The following is a 13,880-nucleotide window of genomic DNA, read 5'->3' as shown; positions in this document are numbered from 1 at the left end:
CGCGGGCGATGTACTGCCAGACGTCCAGCTCGGTCCAGTTGGACAGCGGGAAGACGCGGACGTGTTCGCCGGGGGCGTGCCGGCCGTTGTAGAGGTTCCACAGCTCGGGGCGCTGGCGGCGCGGGTCCCACTGGGAGAACTCGTCGCGCAGTGAGAACACCCGTTCCTTGGCGCGGGCCTTCTCCTCGTCGCGGCGGCCGCCGCCGAACACGGCGTCGAAGCGCTCGCTCTGGATCTTCTCGGTGAGCGGCAGTGTCTGGAGGGGGTTGCGGGTGCCGTCGGGGCGCTCGCGCAGCACTCCCCGGTCGATGTAGTCCTGCACGGAGGCCACGTGCAGCCGCAGCCCGTGCCGCTCGACGGTGCGGTCGCGATATTCCAGGACCTCGGGGAAGTTGTGCCCGGTGTCCACGTGCAGCAGGGAGAAGGGGACGGCCGCCGGCGCGAACGCCTTCAGCGCCAGGTGCAGCATCAGGATCGAGTCCTTGCCGCCGGAGAACAGGATCACCGGCCGCTCGAACTCGCCCGCCACCTCACGGAAGATGTGGACCGCCTCGGACTCCAGCGCGTCCAGGTGGGACAGCGTGAAGGTGCTCATGCCAGCCCCCGCTCCACCAGCAGCGCGTGTACCGCGTCCGCCGACTCCTGCGGGGTCTGCTCCTGGGTGCGCAGCACCAGCGCCGGGTCGACGGGCGGCTCGTACGGGTCGTCGACACCGGTCAGCCCGGTCAGCTCGCCCGCGGCCTGCCTGGCGTACAGCCCCTTCACGTCCCGCTCGCTGCACACCTCGACCGGGGTCGCGACGTGCACTTCCAGGTACGGCGTCCCGCTCTTCCCGTGCCGGGTGCGTACCGCCTCACGGCTGTCCGCGTAGGGGGCGATCACCGGGACCACGGAGAGCACGCCGTTGCGCGCCAGCACCTCGGAGACTAGGCCGATGCGCTGCACGTTGGTGTTGCGGTCCGCGCGGCTGAAGCCCAGACCGGCCGAGAGGAAGCGGCGGATCTCGTCGCCGTCGAGGACCTCCACGCGATGTCCCTCGGCCTTGAGCCGGTCACCGAGGAGGCGGGCGATCGTCGTCTTCCCCGCACTCGGCAGCCCCGTCAGCCAGACCGTGGCCCCCTGGGCCCTTGGCGTGGTGGTCATGCGCAACAGACCTCTTCCTTACCTTCGTCCAACCCGCGTACGACCCGTCGAAGGGTAGGTAAGAAGTCTGAGAGGAACGGTCAAGGAAGCTGAGGTTTGGCTGAGTGACTCCTGGTGCGCAAGAGGTCACACGGTCCTGCAATGAACATTTCACAAAGGTGCCGGTGTTCACCGTGCGCCCGGTTCACAGACCGGCGAACACGCCTCCCGCGTCCCGCAGCCGCGCGTGCAGCGCCCGGAAGACGGCAGCCGAACGGGTGCCCGGCCAGTCGGCGGGCAGCAGACCGGTCGGCAGCCCGGGGTCGATGTACGGCAGGTGGCGCCAGGAGTCGAGGGCCAGGAGGTAGTCCCGGTAGGCGTCCTCGGGCGGGGTGTCCGCGCGGTGCTCCCAGCCGCGCAGCACCGGCTCATGGGCGTCCAGGAACTCCTCGTGCGCCTTGGCGATGGCCGTCAGGTCCCACCAGCGGGCGACCGCCTCCGTGGTGGGCGCGAACCCGAGGTGGTCACCCCGGAAGAAGTCCACGTACGGGTCGAGAGCGAGACGGCGCAGCGTGTGCCGGGTCTCCTCGAACAGCCGGGCCGGGGCGATCCACACCCCGGGGGCGGCGGTGCCGAAGCCGAGTCCGGCCAGCCGGGAGCGCAGCACGTGCCGCTTCTGCCGCTCCGACTCGGGCACCGAGAACACCGCGAGCACCCAGCCCTCGTCCTCGGGGGGAGCCTCGGCGTACACCCGGCGGTCACCGTCGTCGAGCAGCTGCCGTGCCTCGGCGGAGAGCTCGTACCCTGCGGTGCCCTGCGCGGTCCTCGCGGGGGCCAGCAGGCCGCGCCGTTTCAGCCGGGACACCGAGGAGCGTACGGAAGGGGCGTCCACACCGGCGGCGGCCAGCAGCCGGATCAGCTCGGCGACGGGTACCGGACCGGGCAGGAAGCGGCCGTACGCGCCGTAGAGCGTGACGATGAGGGACCTCGGGGCGTGTTGCTCGGGCACGTTGATCATTTTAGGACCCCGGCATCACTGCTGGTCACCTCTGGTGCCCGGCTGAATGTGAGTCAGGATCGCGGGGTCCGCCCCGAGGCGGCCACCAGGCACTTCGGGGAGGCGGCCGGAGCCGGGTCAGGCGGCGACGGCGAGCCGCTCGGCGGGGCCGCGGCGCGGCGGGACCACACTGCCGTCGGCGCGCAGCTCGCCCGTGTCGTCGAAGACGATCGCCCCGTCGCACAGCAGGGTCCAGCCCTGTTCGGGGTGGGCGGCGACGATGTGCGCCGGGCCGCGGTCGGCCGTCGCGCTCGGGAACTGGTGGGAACACATGGCGCACCTCCACGGGTCTGCCTCCGGCGCGGTCGCCGACCGGCATGACCAGACCATGCTCCCCTCGTGAACGCGGCGGAACAGCCCGCCGGGACCTGTGACAACACGCGGACAACCTTCGGACGCCGTCACGACGGTCGCCGCGCCGCCGGGACACGGAAACCCCACGGGACGCGCCACCGAAGGAGTGACGATCACGCTCCCGGGCCCGACGGACGGGTATCCAGGGCATGCCCCCACCCCCATGTTCCGGGAGGAAACCATGCCCGTACGCCCCGCCCTCGCCGCGGCCCTCGGCTCGGCCGCCCTGCTGTGCGTCGCCACCGCCCCCGCGTCCGCCACCGCCCCCGCGTCCGCGCCCACACCCGCGTCCGCGCCCACACCCGCGTCCGCGCCCGCCCCCGCGACCGCCGACCCCACCGAATCCGTCACCGTCGCGGCGACCGGCAAGCTCGCCGACGACGGCACGGTCACCCTCTCCGGCACCTACACCTGCACCGATGCCACGGGACCGGTGTTCATCAGCTCCTCGATCAGCCAGGACTCGCCGACCTTCCGGCACGGCATCGGCGGCACCCAGGCGGTCTGCGACGGAGCCGTGCACGACTGGCAGAACACCGGCAAGGTCAGCTCGGAGAAGCTGGCCCCCGGCAAGGCGAACGTGGAGGCCACCGTCCTGGAACTGCGTCCCTCGGGCGGCCTGCCCCTGCCGTACTTCCACGCCACCCGCAAGCAGGACATCACCCTCGCCAAGGCCTGACCCCCGCCCCGGCGTCCCGGCACCCTCGGATGCCGGGACCCGGCGGGGACGGTCAGCCGGCGAGTTCCTTCCTGATGCGGTCCAGCATGAACGCCGAGGACTCGCGGGCCCGCTCCTCCCACGCGAAGACGCAGGCGGTGGCGACACCGTCGAAGCCCAGTTCGCGCAGGGTGCCGAAGAACGCGTCCCAGTCGACCTCGCCCTGTCCGACGTCCAGGTGCTGGTGGATCCGGGCCGCGGTGCCGGGCGGGTTGAGGATGTAGCGCAGCCCGCTGGAGCCCTTGTGGTTGAAGGAGTCCGCGATGTGCACGTGCTGGAGCTTGTCACCGGCGTAGCGCATCATCGCCGCGATGTCGGCCGTGGGATCGGCGCCCGACAGGTGGAAGGAGTGCGGGGCGCAGTACAGGTAGTTCACCCAGGGCTTGTTGATCGCGCGGACCAGGTCGACCGCGGGGGTGTTCTCCTCGCAGAAGTCGTCCGGGTGCGCCTCCAGGTTGAGGGCGATGCCCTCGCGCTCGAAGAGGGGGAGGAGCTCCTCCAGCGAGCGCCAGAAGGCCGCCTCGCTCTCCGCCGCGCGCTCCGGCCGGCCGTTGAACTCGCTGTTCATCAGCGGGCATTCGAGGTCGGCCGTGATCTCGATCATCCGCTTCCAGTAGCGGACGGCGGCCTGCCGCTCGGTCTCGTCCGGGGACGACCACTTGTAGAGCGGCAGCACGGACGACAGCTTCACCCCGTGCGTGCGCAGGGCGTTCTTCAGCTCCGCGATCCGCCCGTCGTCCGCGCGCGGGTGCAGGAAGAACGGCATGAAGTCGTCGCGCGGCGACAACTCGATGTACTCGTAACCGAGTTCGGCCACCGTCCGCACCATGTCGTCGATCGGCAGGGCGCGGAACATGTACGGGTCGAGGGCGATCTTCACGCGTTGCCTCCGTAGCAGGCCGGACGGGGCTTGAGGTCGGTGGCGACGACGGTGCCCGACTCCAGGGCCTCGACCGTCGCGGCGGTGATGACGGTGGCGGCGTAGCCGTCCCAGGCCGAGGGACCGGTGGGCTCCTCGCCGGTGGCGATGCTCGCGATCCACTCGCGGAACTCGGTGTCGAACGCGTCGCGGAAGCGGCCCACCCAGTCCGTGAGGACGGCCGTGCTGTGCTGTCCGGCGGTGCGGACGGCGACCGCGGCCGGGTCGGGCAGCCGGACCAGGCCCTCCTCGCCGACGGTCTCGCACTGGATGTCGTAGCCGTACTGGCAGTTGACGAAGACCTCCAGGTCGATACGGACGCCCTTGGCGGTCTCGAAGAGCATGATCTGCGGGTCCTTCAGGTGCGCGAACCGCTTGCTCGTGGCGCGCGGGGTGATCACCTGGGTGGAGACGATCTCGTCGTCCAGCAGCCAGCGCAGCACGTCCACCTCGTGGACCGCCGTGTCCAGCGCGGCCATCGCGGACGTGTAGCTCTCCGGCACGGTGGGGTTGCGGTGGGCGCAGTGCACGATCAGCGGCTCGCCGATCCTCCCCGACTCGATGACCTGCTTCATCTGCCGGTAGCCGGCGTCGTAGCGGCGCATGAAGCCGACCTGGACCAGGCGGCGGCCGTGCGCCTGCTCGGCCTCGACGATCCTCAGACAGTCCTCGGCGGTGGTCGCGAGGGGCTTCTCGCAGAACACCGGCTTCCCGGCGGCGATCGCGTCGAGGACGTGCTCGGCGTGCGTGGGGCCCCAGGAGGTGACGAGGACGGCGTCCACGTCGTCCGCGGCGACCACGGCCGCGCCGTCGGGCAGCACCCGGGCACCGACCGGCTCCGCGGCCTCCGCCGCGCGCGCCGGGTCGATGTCGGTGACCGCGGTGACCCGGGCTCCGGTCACGGTCTCGGTGAGGCGCCGGATGTGCTCCTTGCCGATCCAGCCGGCGCCGATCACTCCTACACGAACAGTCATGGTGATTCCTTCAGGGGGGTCAGGAGAAGCGGGCCCGGAGTTCGGCTTCGAGGGTTTCGAGGGTGCGGCCCTTGGTCTCGGGGACGTAGAGCTTCACGAAGGTGAGCGAGAAGAGACCCGCCACGACGAACAGGAAGAAGGTGTTGGAGATCCCGATCGCGGACACCAGCGACGGGAAGACCAGGCCGATCACGAAGTTGGTCAGCCACAGCACGACGGCCGCCACACCCATCCCGAAGCCGCGCATCCGCATCGGGAAGATCTCGGAGAGCATCAGCCAGGTCACCGGGGAGATGGCGCCCTGCTGGAAGGCGAGGAAGGTGACCGTCATGGCGAGCACGGCGTAGGCCCGGCCGTCCCCGGCGGGCAGCACCAGCGAGAACACACCGATGAACAGCAGCGCCAGCGTGGTGCCGATCTGGCCGGTCATCAGCATCGGCCGGCGGTCGACCCGGTCGAGCAGCCAGATGCCGACGAAGGTGGCGAGCACGGAGATCACGCCGTTGGCGATGTTGGCGGTCAGCGCGGTGTCCGAGGCGAAACCGGCGTCCGAGAGGATCTGGGTGCCGTAGTACATGATCGTGTTCACGCCGGTGATCTGCTGCACGATCGCGATGCCGAAGCCCACGAACATCAGCTTGCGCAGCCACGGCGTGGCCCGCATGTCCTGCCAGCCGCCGAGCTTCTCCTGCTCCTCCTTCACGGCGAGCGCGGAGACCTCGGCCAGCTCGGCCTCGGCGCGCTGCTGGGAGCGGACCTGCCTCAGGACCTCCAGGGCCTCGTCGAAGCGGGTCCGGGAGGCCAGCCAGCGCGGGCTCTCCGGCATGACCAGCATGCCGAACCAGAGCACCACGGCCGGGACGGTGGCGATCACCAGCATCCAGCGCCAGATGCCACCGGACTCGCTGCCCACGTTCGCGATGACCGCGTTCGAGGTGAAGGCGAGCAGCTGACCGCTGACGATCATCAGCTCGTTGCGGGTGACCAGGGCGCCACGCCGCTCGGCGGGGGAGATCTCCGCGAGGTAGACCGGCACGGTCACCGACGCGCCACCGACCGCGAGGCCCAGCACGAAGCGGGCCACGATCATGACGGCGGTGGTGGGGGCGAGGGTGGCACCGAGGGCGCCGACGAAGAACAGCACCGCGAGGGTGAGGATCGTACGGCGGCGGCCCCGCGCGTCCGACAACCGGCCGCCGGCCACCGCGCCGAGCGCGGCACCCAGCAGCAGCGAGCTGGTGACCATGCCCTCGGTGACCGAGTTCAGCCCGAGGTCCTTGCTCATGTACGGCAGCGCGCCGTTGATGACACCGGTGTCGTAGCCGAAGAGCAGTCCGCCGAAGGTGGCGATGATCGTGATCAGCCGCAGCCGCCGGGCGACCGCCGGGGAGGGCTGGCCGGTGACGGGGGCGGTGGCCTGGAGCGCGTCGTCCCTGACGTTCATGTGGCCGCCTCCTACCGGTTCGGGTTCGGGCGACGGGTACCCGACAGGCCGTGGCCGCTCAGGTACTCGCGCGTGCTGGTGGCGATGGGCAGCGGCACCTCGGGGGCGCACGGGTACAGGTCCTGCTCGACGATCACGAACAGCTCGGCGTCGAGCTTCGCCAGCTCGGCCACCACGTCGGCCGGGTTCGGCACACCGGCGGGCGGCGAGACGCACACGCCCCGCTTGACGGCCTCGCCGAAGCCGAGGTCCTCGGCGGCGACCTGGGCCAGGATCTCGGGGTCCATCTGCTTGATGTGGACGTAGCCGACGCGCTCGCCGAAGCGGCGGATCAGGTCGACGTTGTCACCACCGCCGTACGCGACGTGCCCGGTGTCCAGGCACAGGTTGGTGTAGCGGCCGTCGGACTCGCCCAGCAGCCGCTCGATCTCCGGCTGGGTCTGGATGTGGCTGTCGGCGTGCGGGTGGATGACGAGCCGCACGTCGTACTCGTCGAGGAGCAGTTCGCCCAGCCGGTCGGCGGCCTTGCCGAAGCCCGCCCACTGCTCGGGGGTGAGCTCGGGCGGCTCGGTGAACGCGCCGGTCTTCTCGTCCCGGTACATGGGCGGGATGAGGACCAGGTGGTGGGCGCCCGCGGCCTGGGTCAGGGTGGCGACCCGGCGGACGTGGGCGAGCATCTCGTCCCAGGCCTCGGGCCGGTGCAGCGCGCCGAACGCGGTGCCGCCGGAGACCTTCAGGCCACGGGCGTCGAGCTCCGCCTTCAGCCGCTGCGGGTCCGTGGGGAGGTAGCCGTAGGGCCCGAGTTCGAACCACTCGTAGCCGGCCTGCTTCAGCTCGTCGAGGAAGCGGGTGTACGGAACCTGGTGCTCGTCCTCCGGGAACCAGATGCCCCAGGAGTCGGGGGCGGAGCCGAGGCAGAGGTTGCCGACTGTGGTGCGGAGGGGGGCTGGCGCCGTTGCCATGGCGTGTCCTTCGGGGGAGGGGACGGGAGTCCGGAGACAGGTCGGCCAAGGGGTGTGGAGGGGCCCCTTGAAGAGGGTCTCTGGCGCGCTCTACTAGCGCGCTCTAGTGCGAGTACGATGACTCCTGTCCAAATGTCATGTCAATACCTTGTTGCCGGGGGATTTCCCGGAGCCGTCGGGAGCAGGCCCTAGGGTGGGCCTGTCGAAGGGTGGGTGCACAGGTGGATGCAGCGGGCAGGCGGCGGCCGACGATGGCCGACGTCGCCGAAAGGGCCGGTGTCTCCCGGGCCCTGGTGTCGATCGTGTTCCGCAACCAGCCCGGCGCGAGCCAGGAGACGCGCGAGCGGGTGCTGCGGGTCGCCGACGAGATCGGCTACCGCCCCGACAGCGCGGCCCGGCTGCTGGCCCGGGGCCGCAGCCGCACCCTCGGTGTCATGTTCACCGTGCACCAGACCTTCCACACCGACCTCATCGAGGGCATCTACCCCGAGGCCGAGCGGCTCGGTTACGACGTGCTGCTCTCCGCCGCCGCCCAGGGCCGCAGCGAGGAGAAGGCGGTCGAGGCGCTGCTCGGGCACCGCTGCGAGGCGCTGATACTGCTCGGTCCGGACGCGGACCCCGCCTACCTGGACGGTCTCGGCCAGCGCGCCGTGACGGTGTCGGTCAGCCGGCGGGTGCCCCGGGCCCGGGTGGACTTCGTGCACAGCGCGGAGAGCAAGGGTGTCCGGCAGGCCATGGACTACCTGGTCGAACTCGGCCACCGCCGGATCCTGCACATCGACGGCGGCGACGGCCCCGGCTCGGCCGAGCGGCGCCGTTCCTACCGGGCCGCGATGCGCCGGCACGGCCTCGCGGCGGAGATCCGGGTGATACCCGGCGCGCACACCGAGCAGTCCGGCATCGAGACCGGCCGGCTGCTGCTCGCGGAACGCGAGCGGGGCGTGCCGTTGCCGACGGCGGTACTGGCGGGCAACGACCGCTGCGCGATGGGCGTGATGATGGCCATGACGCGCGGCGGGGTCGAGGTTCCGCGGGACGTCTCCGTGGTCGGCTTCGACGACAGCCACCTCTCCCACCTCATGCCGGTCGGTCTCACCACGGTGCGTCAGGACGCCGGGCTGATGGCCGAGTACGCGGTGCGGTTCGCGGTGGAGCGGCTGGCGGATCCCGAACTGGCGCCGCGCGAGGCGGTGCTGGACCCGAAACTGGTCGTACGGGGCACGACGGGGCCGCCCCCCGAGGGGGACGGCCCGAATGCCTGACAGGTGCTGACGGGTCGTCAGCGGGTGCCGTTGGCGGCGAACTCGGCGATGGTGTCGGCGTTCTCCTTGGTGACGAAGGCAGGGCCGGTCAGGACCGGGGCGGTGCCGCCGCCGCTGTAGTTGCCGTTGTTCTTGTAGAGCCACAGCGAGTCGACGGCCAGGTAGCCCTGGAGGTAGGGCTGCTGGTCGACGGCGAACTCGACCGACCCGCTCTGGATCGCCGAGACCAGGTCCTTGTTGAGGTCGAAGGTGGCCACCTTGGCCTTGCTGCCGGCGTCCTTCACGGACTGGATGGCGGTCAGGGCGATCGGGGCGCCCAGGGTGACGACCTGGTCGATCGAGGAGTCCTGCTGGAGCTTGGCGGTGACGGTGGACTTGACCGAGGGCATGTCGGTGCCGTTGACGTAGATCTTGTCGGTCTTGCCCTTGAAGCCCTTGGTCAGGCCCGCGCAGCGGGCTTCGAGGGCGACCTGGCCCTGGGCCTGCACGACACACAGGGCGTGCTTGGCGCCGAGCTGGTTGAGGCGCTCGCCGAAGGCTTCGCCGGCGATGTTCTCGTCCTGGCCGAAGTACTCCAGCATGCCGAGCTTCTTCCAGGCGTCCAGGCCCGAGTTGAAGCCGACTACCGGGATGCCGGCGGTCCTGGCCTTGGTCACGACGGCCTTCAGGGCGTCGGGCGTGGCGGCGGTCAGGGCGATGCCGTCGACCTTCTGGTCGATCGCGTTCTGCACCAGGTTGGCCTGGTTGGCGGCGCTCGGGTCGGCCGAGTAGACCAGCTTGATGTTGTCCTTGGCCGCGGCCGCGGCGGCGCCCTTGCGGATCAGGTCCCAGAAGGTGTCGCCGGGCTGGGCGTGGGTGATCATGGCCACCGTCATGCGGGGCGTGGACGCCTTGCCCGCGGCCGCGGCCGCGCCGCTGTCCTCGGACTTCTTGCCGCCGGAGCTGCTGGAGCAGCCCGTGGCGAGCAGGACGCCCGCCAGGACGGCGGCGGCCATGGCTGCGGCTCGGTGGTTTCTGTGCATGTCCCTGGCACCTCGCTGTGCGGTATGGATCGGCTCTGGGGAGCGGAACGAGCGGTGATAACGGGGGAGGACCGCCGACGGTGGGGGGCTGTGGGGCACCGGTGGCCGACCGGGTGCCTCGCACGGGCGGGGAGGGAGCTCCGTGCCGTCGGCCAGGGGTGCGGCCGACGGCTTCCGAATGGGCTAGAGCGCTTTATTAGCGCGCTCTAGTGACACGTACTATGGGGTCGCTCCCAGGGGATGTCAATCACTTTGTCATGACGTTCCAACATGGAGACCGAGGCGTGCGCGAGCGGCCGGGAGGCGGGGGGCCGGCCGGCCGCTCACCGCGTGCTGCACACCGTCGTCGGCGCCGTTCTGCCGTCGTCGTCCTGCGCGGACCGTGCGTCCTGCACCCGCTGTACGTCCCGGGCGAGGTCCGCGATGCGCGGGTTCCGGCCGGCGGCGACCCGGGCGATGGTCTGCAGGGCGGCCTCGTAGAAGGCGTCCCGTACGGCGGGTGCCATCACGTCCGAGGCGTCCAGGCAGCGGGGGCCGGAACGGAGCCGCTCGGCGATCTCCCGTTCCACCGCGCCACCCCGCGGGGCCACCCCGCGGTTCGCGGAGAAGACGTCGGCGAGCTCCGCCCACCTCCGCTGGCCCTCCCGCGAAGCCAGCCGCCGGATCAGCTCCCTGGCCGCGGGACGACTGCTGAACAGCGCCGCGAAGTCGCCGCTCACCTCGTGGCCCCGGACCGGGGGGCCGCCGGGCAGCAGCGGCGCGGAGTCCGTCATACGGGCCTGTCTCGCGTCGTCCGCGCCGTAGAAGGAAGGGGCGAACGAGCCCTGGTGCTCCAGCGAGCAGCCGTGCCATTCGGTGAAGAGCAGACCGTGGGCGTCGGGCTCGCCGCGGTGGTCGGTGAGCAGGGCGTGCCTCGCGGCGGCCCCGCTCCTGTCCTCGCCGAGCAGCTCGGCCCACGCCGCCCAGGCGCCGCGCACCGGAGCGCTGGTCCAGGTCACCCCGTTCCTGCCCAGCGCCCAGTCCTCGTAGACGGCGGGCCCCGAGCGCTGGAGCACGAGGTCCTCGATCCAGTCCGTGCCCGGCCAGCCGGAGGCGCCGTCGTCGCCCATGCCGATGCACCAGCTCCGCAGCGGCGCCGGCGATCCGGCGGGCGCCGAGCCCTGGCGGTACCAGACGATGCTCTTCAGGTCCGCCTTGACCGGCACCCAGTAGACGTCCTCCGTGGACGCGCCCGTCGGCTTCCAGGGCGCCCCGTACTCCCGCGGGTCGTAGAGCCCGTTCAGCGGTTCGAGCCGGTTCTGGTCGGCGTACTCGGCGAGTTCGCCGAGGCCCGGCATGATCACCAGGTCCGGCGGTTCCCCCGACTGCACCTTGGAGAGCAGCACCTCGCGCTGGGCCGCGGTGCCCTGGTAGCGGAACGGGATGCCGAAGCCGTCCAGCAGGCTCTCGAACTGCTTCGCCTGCGCCCCGGTCCAGGTGCCGAGGATGGTCACCGGCTCCTCGTCGTCGTGCCGGGCCCAGACCACCACCAGACCTCCGGCCGCGACCAGCACCATGACCACGAGGAAGACCAGCACCCTGAGCCGCCGGGTCACCGCCGCCTCCAGTAGTCGCCGTCCAGCCGGAGCCCCAGCCCCAGCGCGGGCAGTACGACGACCAGCAGGCCGCCGACGAACGTGCCCTGGTACACCCGGCCGGCCCAGGCGTCGCCGTCCAGTTCCTGCCGGATCCGCTCCGACCGGTCCGTGACGTTCTGCTGCGCCCGGGCCAGCCCGTCCTTCCCGGACTCCTTCGTGATCCCCGTCAGGTTGCCGAGCGCCTGGTCGAAACCGTGCTCGACGGCCGACACCGTCGCCAGCGGGACCACCGCCAGCAGCGCGGTGAGGACCAGGGCGGCGAGCAGGTACGGATTCCAGTCCCGTCCACAGCGGTCACGCAGTACGAACAGTGCCGACAACAGGGTCGACGCCAGTACGGCCAGGGCGAGTTCGCCCAGCCACCACCCGGCGCGCTGCCGGCCCCCGATGGCGGCGGTGGTCTCGGCGTGCCGCAGCTGGGTCCGCTCCAGCCCGTTCAGCCGGGGCACCAGGCCCACCTTGTCGCGGGTGAGCAGGGAGCGCGCCTCGCCGAGCTTCTGCTCCTGCATGAGGGGCTGGTCCAGGTACTGCGAGGTACCGAGGCCGAGCGAGTTGCCGTAGGTGTCGAGCAGGCCGTTGACCGTGCCGAGGTCCTGGTCGGTGCGGTCGGCGATCCGCGACAGCCCCTGGTCGGCGGCGGAGAGCTGCGACCGGTAGGCCTCGCTCGCCCCCGCCACGTTCACGAGATCGCGGTCCACCAGGTACTGCGCCTCCTGGAAGGAACGCAGCGCCGCGAGCCGGGTGGCGGCGAGCCCCTGGACGGCCGGTGCCTCCCGGGACCCGAGGACCTCGGCGCTCCGCTGGGTCTCCCGGCAGGACAGCGACAGGGCGGTCGCCGCCAGGACGGCGGACACGAACAGCACCAGCAGATGCGCCTCCAGCAGCCGCCGGGTCCGCCGGTGCCGCAGCCGCCCGCGCCAGAACGCGGCGAGGGAGTACCGGCGCCAGGGGACGGCGCGTACGGTCGTCGTCACGATCGCTCCTCCCCGCACGGTCGGGTCGTCACAGCAGCTCCTTCCCGCAGGTGATGCAGTAACGGGCCTCGCTCCCGGCCGGGGTGCCGCAGGTGCCGCAGCGCGGGCCGGGCCGGACGCCGGCGCCGTCCGGCGGGGGCGCGCCGGGGCCTGACCCGGCGCGCAGGATCATCGAGCCGAGCGTGCCGGCGTCGACCGCGCGCAGCCGGATCCGCCCCTCGGCCGCGTCCTCGATGTCGGCGACCGTGGCGATCTCGTCCAGCACCCACCCGGTGCCGAACCGGGCCGCCAGCCGGGCCGCCTGCCCCAGGCAGGTCTCGGCGGTGTCCCGGCGCTGGTTCCGCAGCGCGGCCAGCCCCTCGCGCAGCGCACCCCGCATCCGGGCCGTGGCGTTGAGGCTGAGCACGCTGTCCGCGCCGGCCGTGAGCGGCGGCGCGGACCGGTCGGCGAGGCGCCAGCGGGCGACGACGGGCGCGTGCACGTCCCCGACGGACACCATGGCGAACTGCAACTCGGTCTCCAGCGGATCGTGGTCGGCGTCGGCGACCAGGGTCAGCAGGTAGTCGCGGCTGCCCTGCTCCCACTGGTAGGTCGGGAAGCTCCAGCGGTCCGGCCGGCCGGGCTCCGGCAGACCGCCCAGGCGGTGCGGCCGCGGTGCCTTCTCGCTGAGCGACACCTGGCGCACCGAGGGCCGCAGGGTGACCTCGATCGGCAGCTGGGGCGAGTGCACCCGGCGCAACCGCGCGATGGCGTCCGTGACCGCCCGGCCGAGGCCGTCGTCGACGAACTGGGCGGTGCCGTGCAGCCGTTCGGCGAGGGCCAGCAGCGGATCGGGGGCCCAGTCGGCGCCCACCGCGAACACATCGCAGGTGAACAGCCCGGCACAGGCGTCCAGTTCCTCCTCGAGACCGGTCTCCCGGACGGCGCTGCTCCCGTCGGTGATCAGGATCAGGTGCCGGACGGACAGCGGGCGGCCGTCGAGCAGGGCGCGGGCCGCGGCCACCCAGCGCGCGTAGCCGGCCGGCCGTCGGGCGTCCCGGTGCAGGGGCAGCGCGCCCGCGGCGAAGGCGGCCCGGCGCCGCTGGTTCTGGTCGGCGACGGCCCACTCGGCGTCGGCCAGCGGATAGCAGCGGACCGGCTCTGGGCCGCCCCCCAGCACGGCGAACGAGATCCGGTCGGGCAGCGCGCGCAACGCGGCCGGCAGCGCGTGCCGGACGGCCGCCCGGCGGGACTCGGCGACGTCCACCGCGATGATCACGGCGAGTTCGACCGCGGGCAGGTCGGTGGGTGCGCCGTCGGCGGCCACGTCGACCCGGAGCCGGGCCTCGATCTTCGCGCTGCGGTGCGGGCGCGGATCGCCGTCGAGGTCGACGCGGAGTCGGATGCCGGGCTGCGCCGGCCGGGTGTGGCTGCTCATCCCCTGCGTCACCGCTCC

At 72.0% G+C, this 13,880-nt stretch carries 14 protein-coding genes; 2 read left to right on the top strand and 12 right to left on the bottom strand.

Features of this window, described 5'->3' with window-relative positions:
* The 4 genes from cysD to MB828_RS15735 all read right to left on the bottom strand — a co-directional run.
* Positions 1-595, bottom strand: a 595-nt coding sequence (gene cysD, locus MB828_RS15750; protein WP_301648706.1) for a sulfate adenylyltransferase subunit CysD, incomplete at its 3' end; no start/stop codon positions are given.
* Complete coding sequence (gene cysC / locus MB828_RS15745; RefSeq protein WP_133027781.1) at positions 592-1,143, bottom strand: adenylyl-sulfate kinase; 552 nt, start codon at positions 1,141-1,143, stop codon at positions 592-594. The genes cysD and cysC, both read right to left, overlap by 4 nt.
* A gap of 184 nt (positions 1,144-1,327) precedes the next feature.
* Positions 1,328-2,140: a PaaX family transcriptional regulator gene (locus MB828_RS15740; RefSeq protein ID WP_133027780.1), complete on the bottom strand. Its 813-nt coding sequence runs from the start codon at positions 2,138-2,140 to the stop codon at positions 1,328-1,330.
* 117 nt (positions 2,141-2,257) lie between these two features.
* A complete protein-coding gene (locus tag MB828_RS15735; protein WP_133027779.1) occupies positions 2,258-2,452 on the bottom strand; it encodes a DUF5999 family protein in 195 nt (64 codons plus the stop codon).
* A 262-nt stretch (positions 2,453-2,714) separates the two neighbouring features.
* On the opposite strand from MB828_RS15735, the gene MB828_RS15730 reads away from it, so the two are divergent.
* Positions 2,715-3,212, top strand: coding sequence for a DUF6299 family protein (locus tag MB828_RS15730; protein WP_301648705.1), 498 nt, complete (start codon positions 2,715-2,717; stop codon positions 3,210-3,212).
* 52 nt (positions 3,213-3,264) lie between these two features.
* On the opposite strand, the gene MB828_RS15725 is transcribed toward MB828_RS15730, so the two are convergent.
* The 4 genes from MB828_RS15725 to MB828_RS15710 are packed head-to-tail and all read right to left on the bottom strand — an operon-like array spanning position 3,265 to position 7,550.
* The gene (locus MB828_RS15725; protein WP_301648704.1) at positions 3,265-4,131 is read right to left on the bottom strand and encodes a sugar phosphate isomerase/epimerase family protein; all 867 of its coding nucleotides are present in this window, start codon (positions 4,129-4,131) and stop codon (positions 3,265-3,267) included.
* Positions 4,128-5,144: a Gfo/Idh/MocA family oxidoreductase gene (locus MB828_RS15720; RefSeq protein WP_301648703.1), complete on the bottom strand. Its 1,017-nt coding sequence runs from the start codon at positions 5,142-5,144 to the stop codon at positions 4,128-4,130. The genes MB828_RS15725 and MB828_RS15720 overlap by 4 nt, the downstream gene beginning before the upstream one ends.
* 19 nt (positions 5,145-5,163) lie before the next feature.
* Entirely contained in the window at positions 5,164-6,588 is a 1,425-nt protein-coding gene (locus tag MB828_RS15715; RefSeq protein ID WP_301648702.1) for a sugar porter family MFS transporter, read from the bottom strand.
* An 11-nt stretch (positions 6,589-6,599) separates the two neighbouring features.
* Positions 6,600-7,550 carry a TIM barrel protein gene (locus tag MB828_RS15710; RefSeq protein ID WP_301648701.1) on the bottom strand — a complete coding sequence of 317 codons (951 nt, stop codon included), beginning with the start codon at positions 7,548-7,550 and terminating at the stop codon, positions 6,600-6,602.
* 251 nt (positions 7,551-7,801) lie between these two features.
* Between MB828_RS15710 and MB828_RS15705 the strand changes: the two genes are divergently transcribed.
* A complete protein-coding gene (locus tag MB828_RS15705; protein WP_301648700.1) occupies positions 7,802-8,812 on the top strand; it encodes a LacI family DNA-binding transcriptional regulator in 1,011 nt (336 codons plus the stop codon).
* 17 nt (positions 8,813-8,829) lie between these two features.
* On the opposite strand, the gene MB828_RS15700 is transcribed toward MB828_RS15705, so the two are convergent.
* The 4 genes from MB828_RS15700 to MB828_RS15685 all read right to left on the bottom strand — a co-directional run bounded on the left by MB828_RS15700 (position 8,830) and on the right by MB828_RS15685 (position 13,862).
* Complete coding sequence (locus MB828_RS15700; RefSeq protein ID WP_301648699.1) at positions 8,830-9,834, bottom strand: substrate-binding domain-containing protein; 1,005 nt, start codon at positions 9,832-9,834, stop codon at positions 8,830-8,832.
* Positions 9,835-10,157: 323 nt separating this feature from the next.
* A complete protein-coding gene (locus MB828_RS15695) occupies positions 10,158-11,429 on the bottom strand; it encodes an extracellular solute-binding protein (protein WP_301648698.1) in 1,272 nt (423 codons plus the stop codon).
* Positions 11,426-12,445: a hypothetical protein gene (locus tag MB828_RS15690; RefSeq protein ID WP_301648697.1), complete on the bottom strand. Its 1,020-nt coding sequence runs from the start codon at positions 12,443-12,445 to the stop codon at positions 11,426-11,428. The genes MB828_RS15695 and MB828_RS15690 overlap by 4 nt, the downstream gene beginning before the upstream one ends.
* Before the next feature lie 28 nt (positions 12,446-12,473).
* On the bottom strand, positions 12,474-13,862 hold the full coding sequence (locus tag MB828_RS15685; RefSeq protein WP_301648696.1) for a hypothetical protein: 1,389 nt from the start codon (positions 13,860-13,862) through the stop codon (positions 12,474-12,476).
* Between the last annotated feature and the right edge of the window lie 18 nt (positions 13,863-13,880).

The organism is Streptomyces arenae, from assembly GCF_022343545.1.
GTDB lineage: Bacteria > Actinomycetota > Actinomycetes > Streptomycetales > Streptomycetaceae > Streptomyces > Streptomyces humi.
This window is presented reverse-complemented; position numbering and strand designations above follow the sequence as displayed.

Bases quoted from the DNA above. Each gene is read 5' to 3' on its own strand.
- cysC (WP_133027781.1), bottom strand. From the start codon at position 1,143: ATGACCACCACGCCAAGGGCCCAGGGGGCCACGGTCTGGCTGACGGGG.
- MB828_RS15740 (WP_133027780.1), bottom strand. From the start codon at position 2,140: ATGATCAACGTGCCCGAGCAACACGCCCCGAGGTCCCTCATCGTCACG.
- MB828_RS15735 (WP_133027779.1), bottom strand. From the start codon at position 2,452: ATGTGTTCCCACCAGTTCCCGAGCGCGACGGCCGACCGCGGCCCGGCG.
- MB828_RS15730 (WP_301648705.1), top strand. From the start codon at position 2,715: ATGCCCGTACGCCCCGCCCTCGCCGCGGCCCTCGGCTCGGCCGCCCTG.
- MB828_RS15720 (WP_301648703.1), bottom strand. From the start codon at position 5,144: ATGACTGTTCGTGTAGGAGTGATCGGCGCCGGCTGGATCGGCAAGGAG.
- MB828_RS15715 (WP_301648702.1), bottom strand. From the start codon at position 6,588: ATGAACGTCAGGGACGACGCGCTCCAGGCCACCGCCCCCGTCACCGGC.
- MB828_RS15710 (WP_301648701.1), bottom strand. From the start codon at position 7,550: ATGGCAACGGCGCCAGCCCCCCTCCGCACCACAGTCGGCAACCTCTGC.
- MB828_RS15705 (WP_301648700.1), top strand. From the start codon at position 7,802: ATGGCCGACGTCGCCGAAAGGGCCGGTGTCTCCCGGGCCCTGGTGTCG.
- MB828_RS15700 (WP_301648699.1), bottom strand. From the start codon at position 9,834: ATGCACAGAAACCACCGAGCCGCAGCCATGGCCGCCGCCGTCCTGGCG.
- MB828_RS15685 (WP_301648696.1), bottom strand. From the start codon at position 13,862: ATGAGCAGCCACACCCGGCCGGCGCAGCCCGGCATCCGACTCCGCGTC.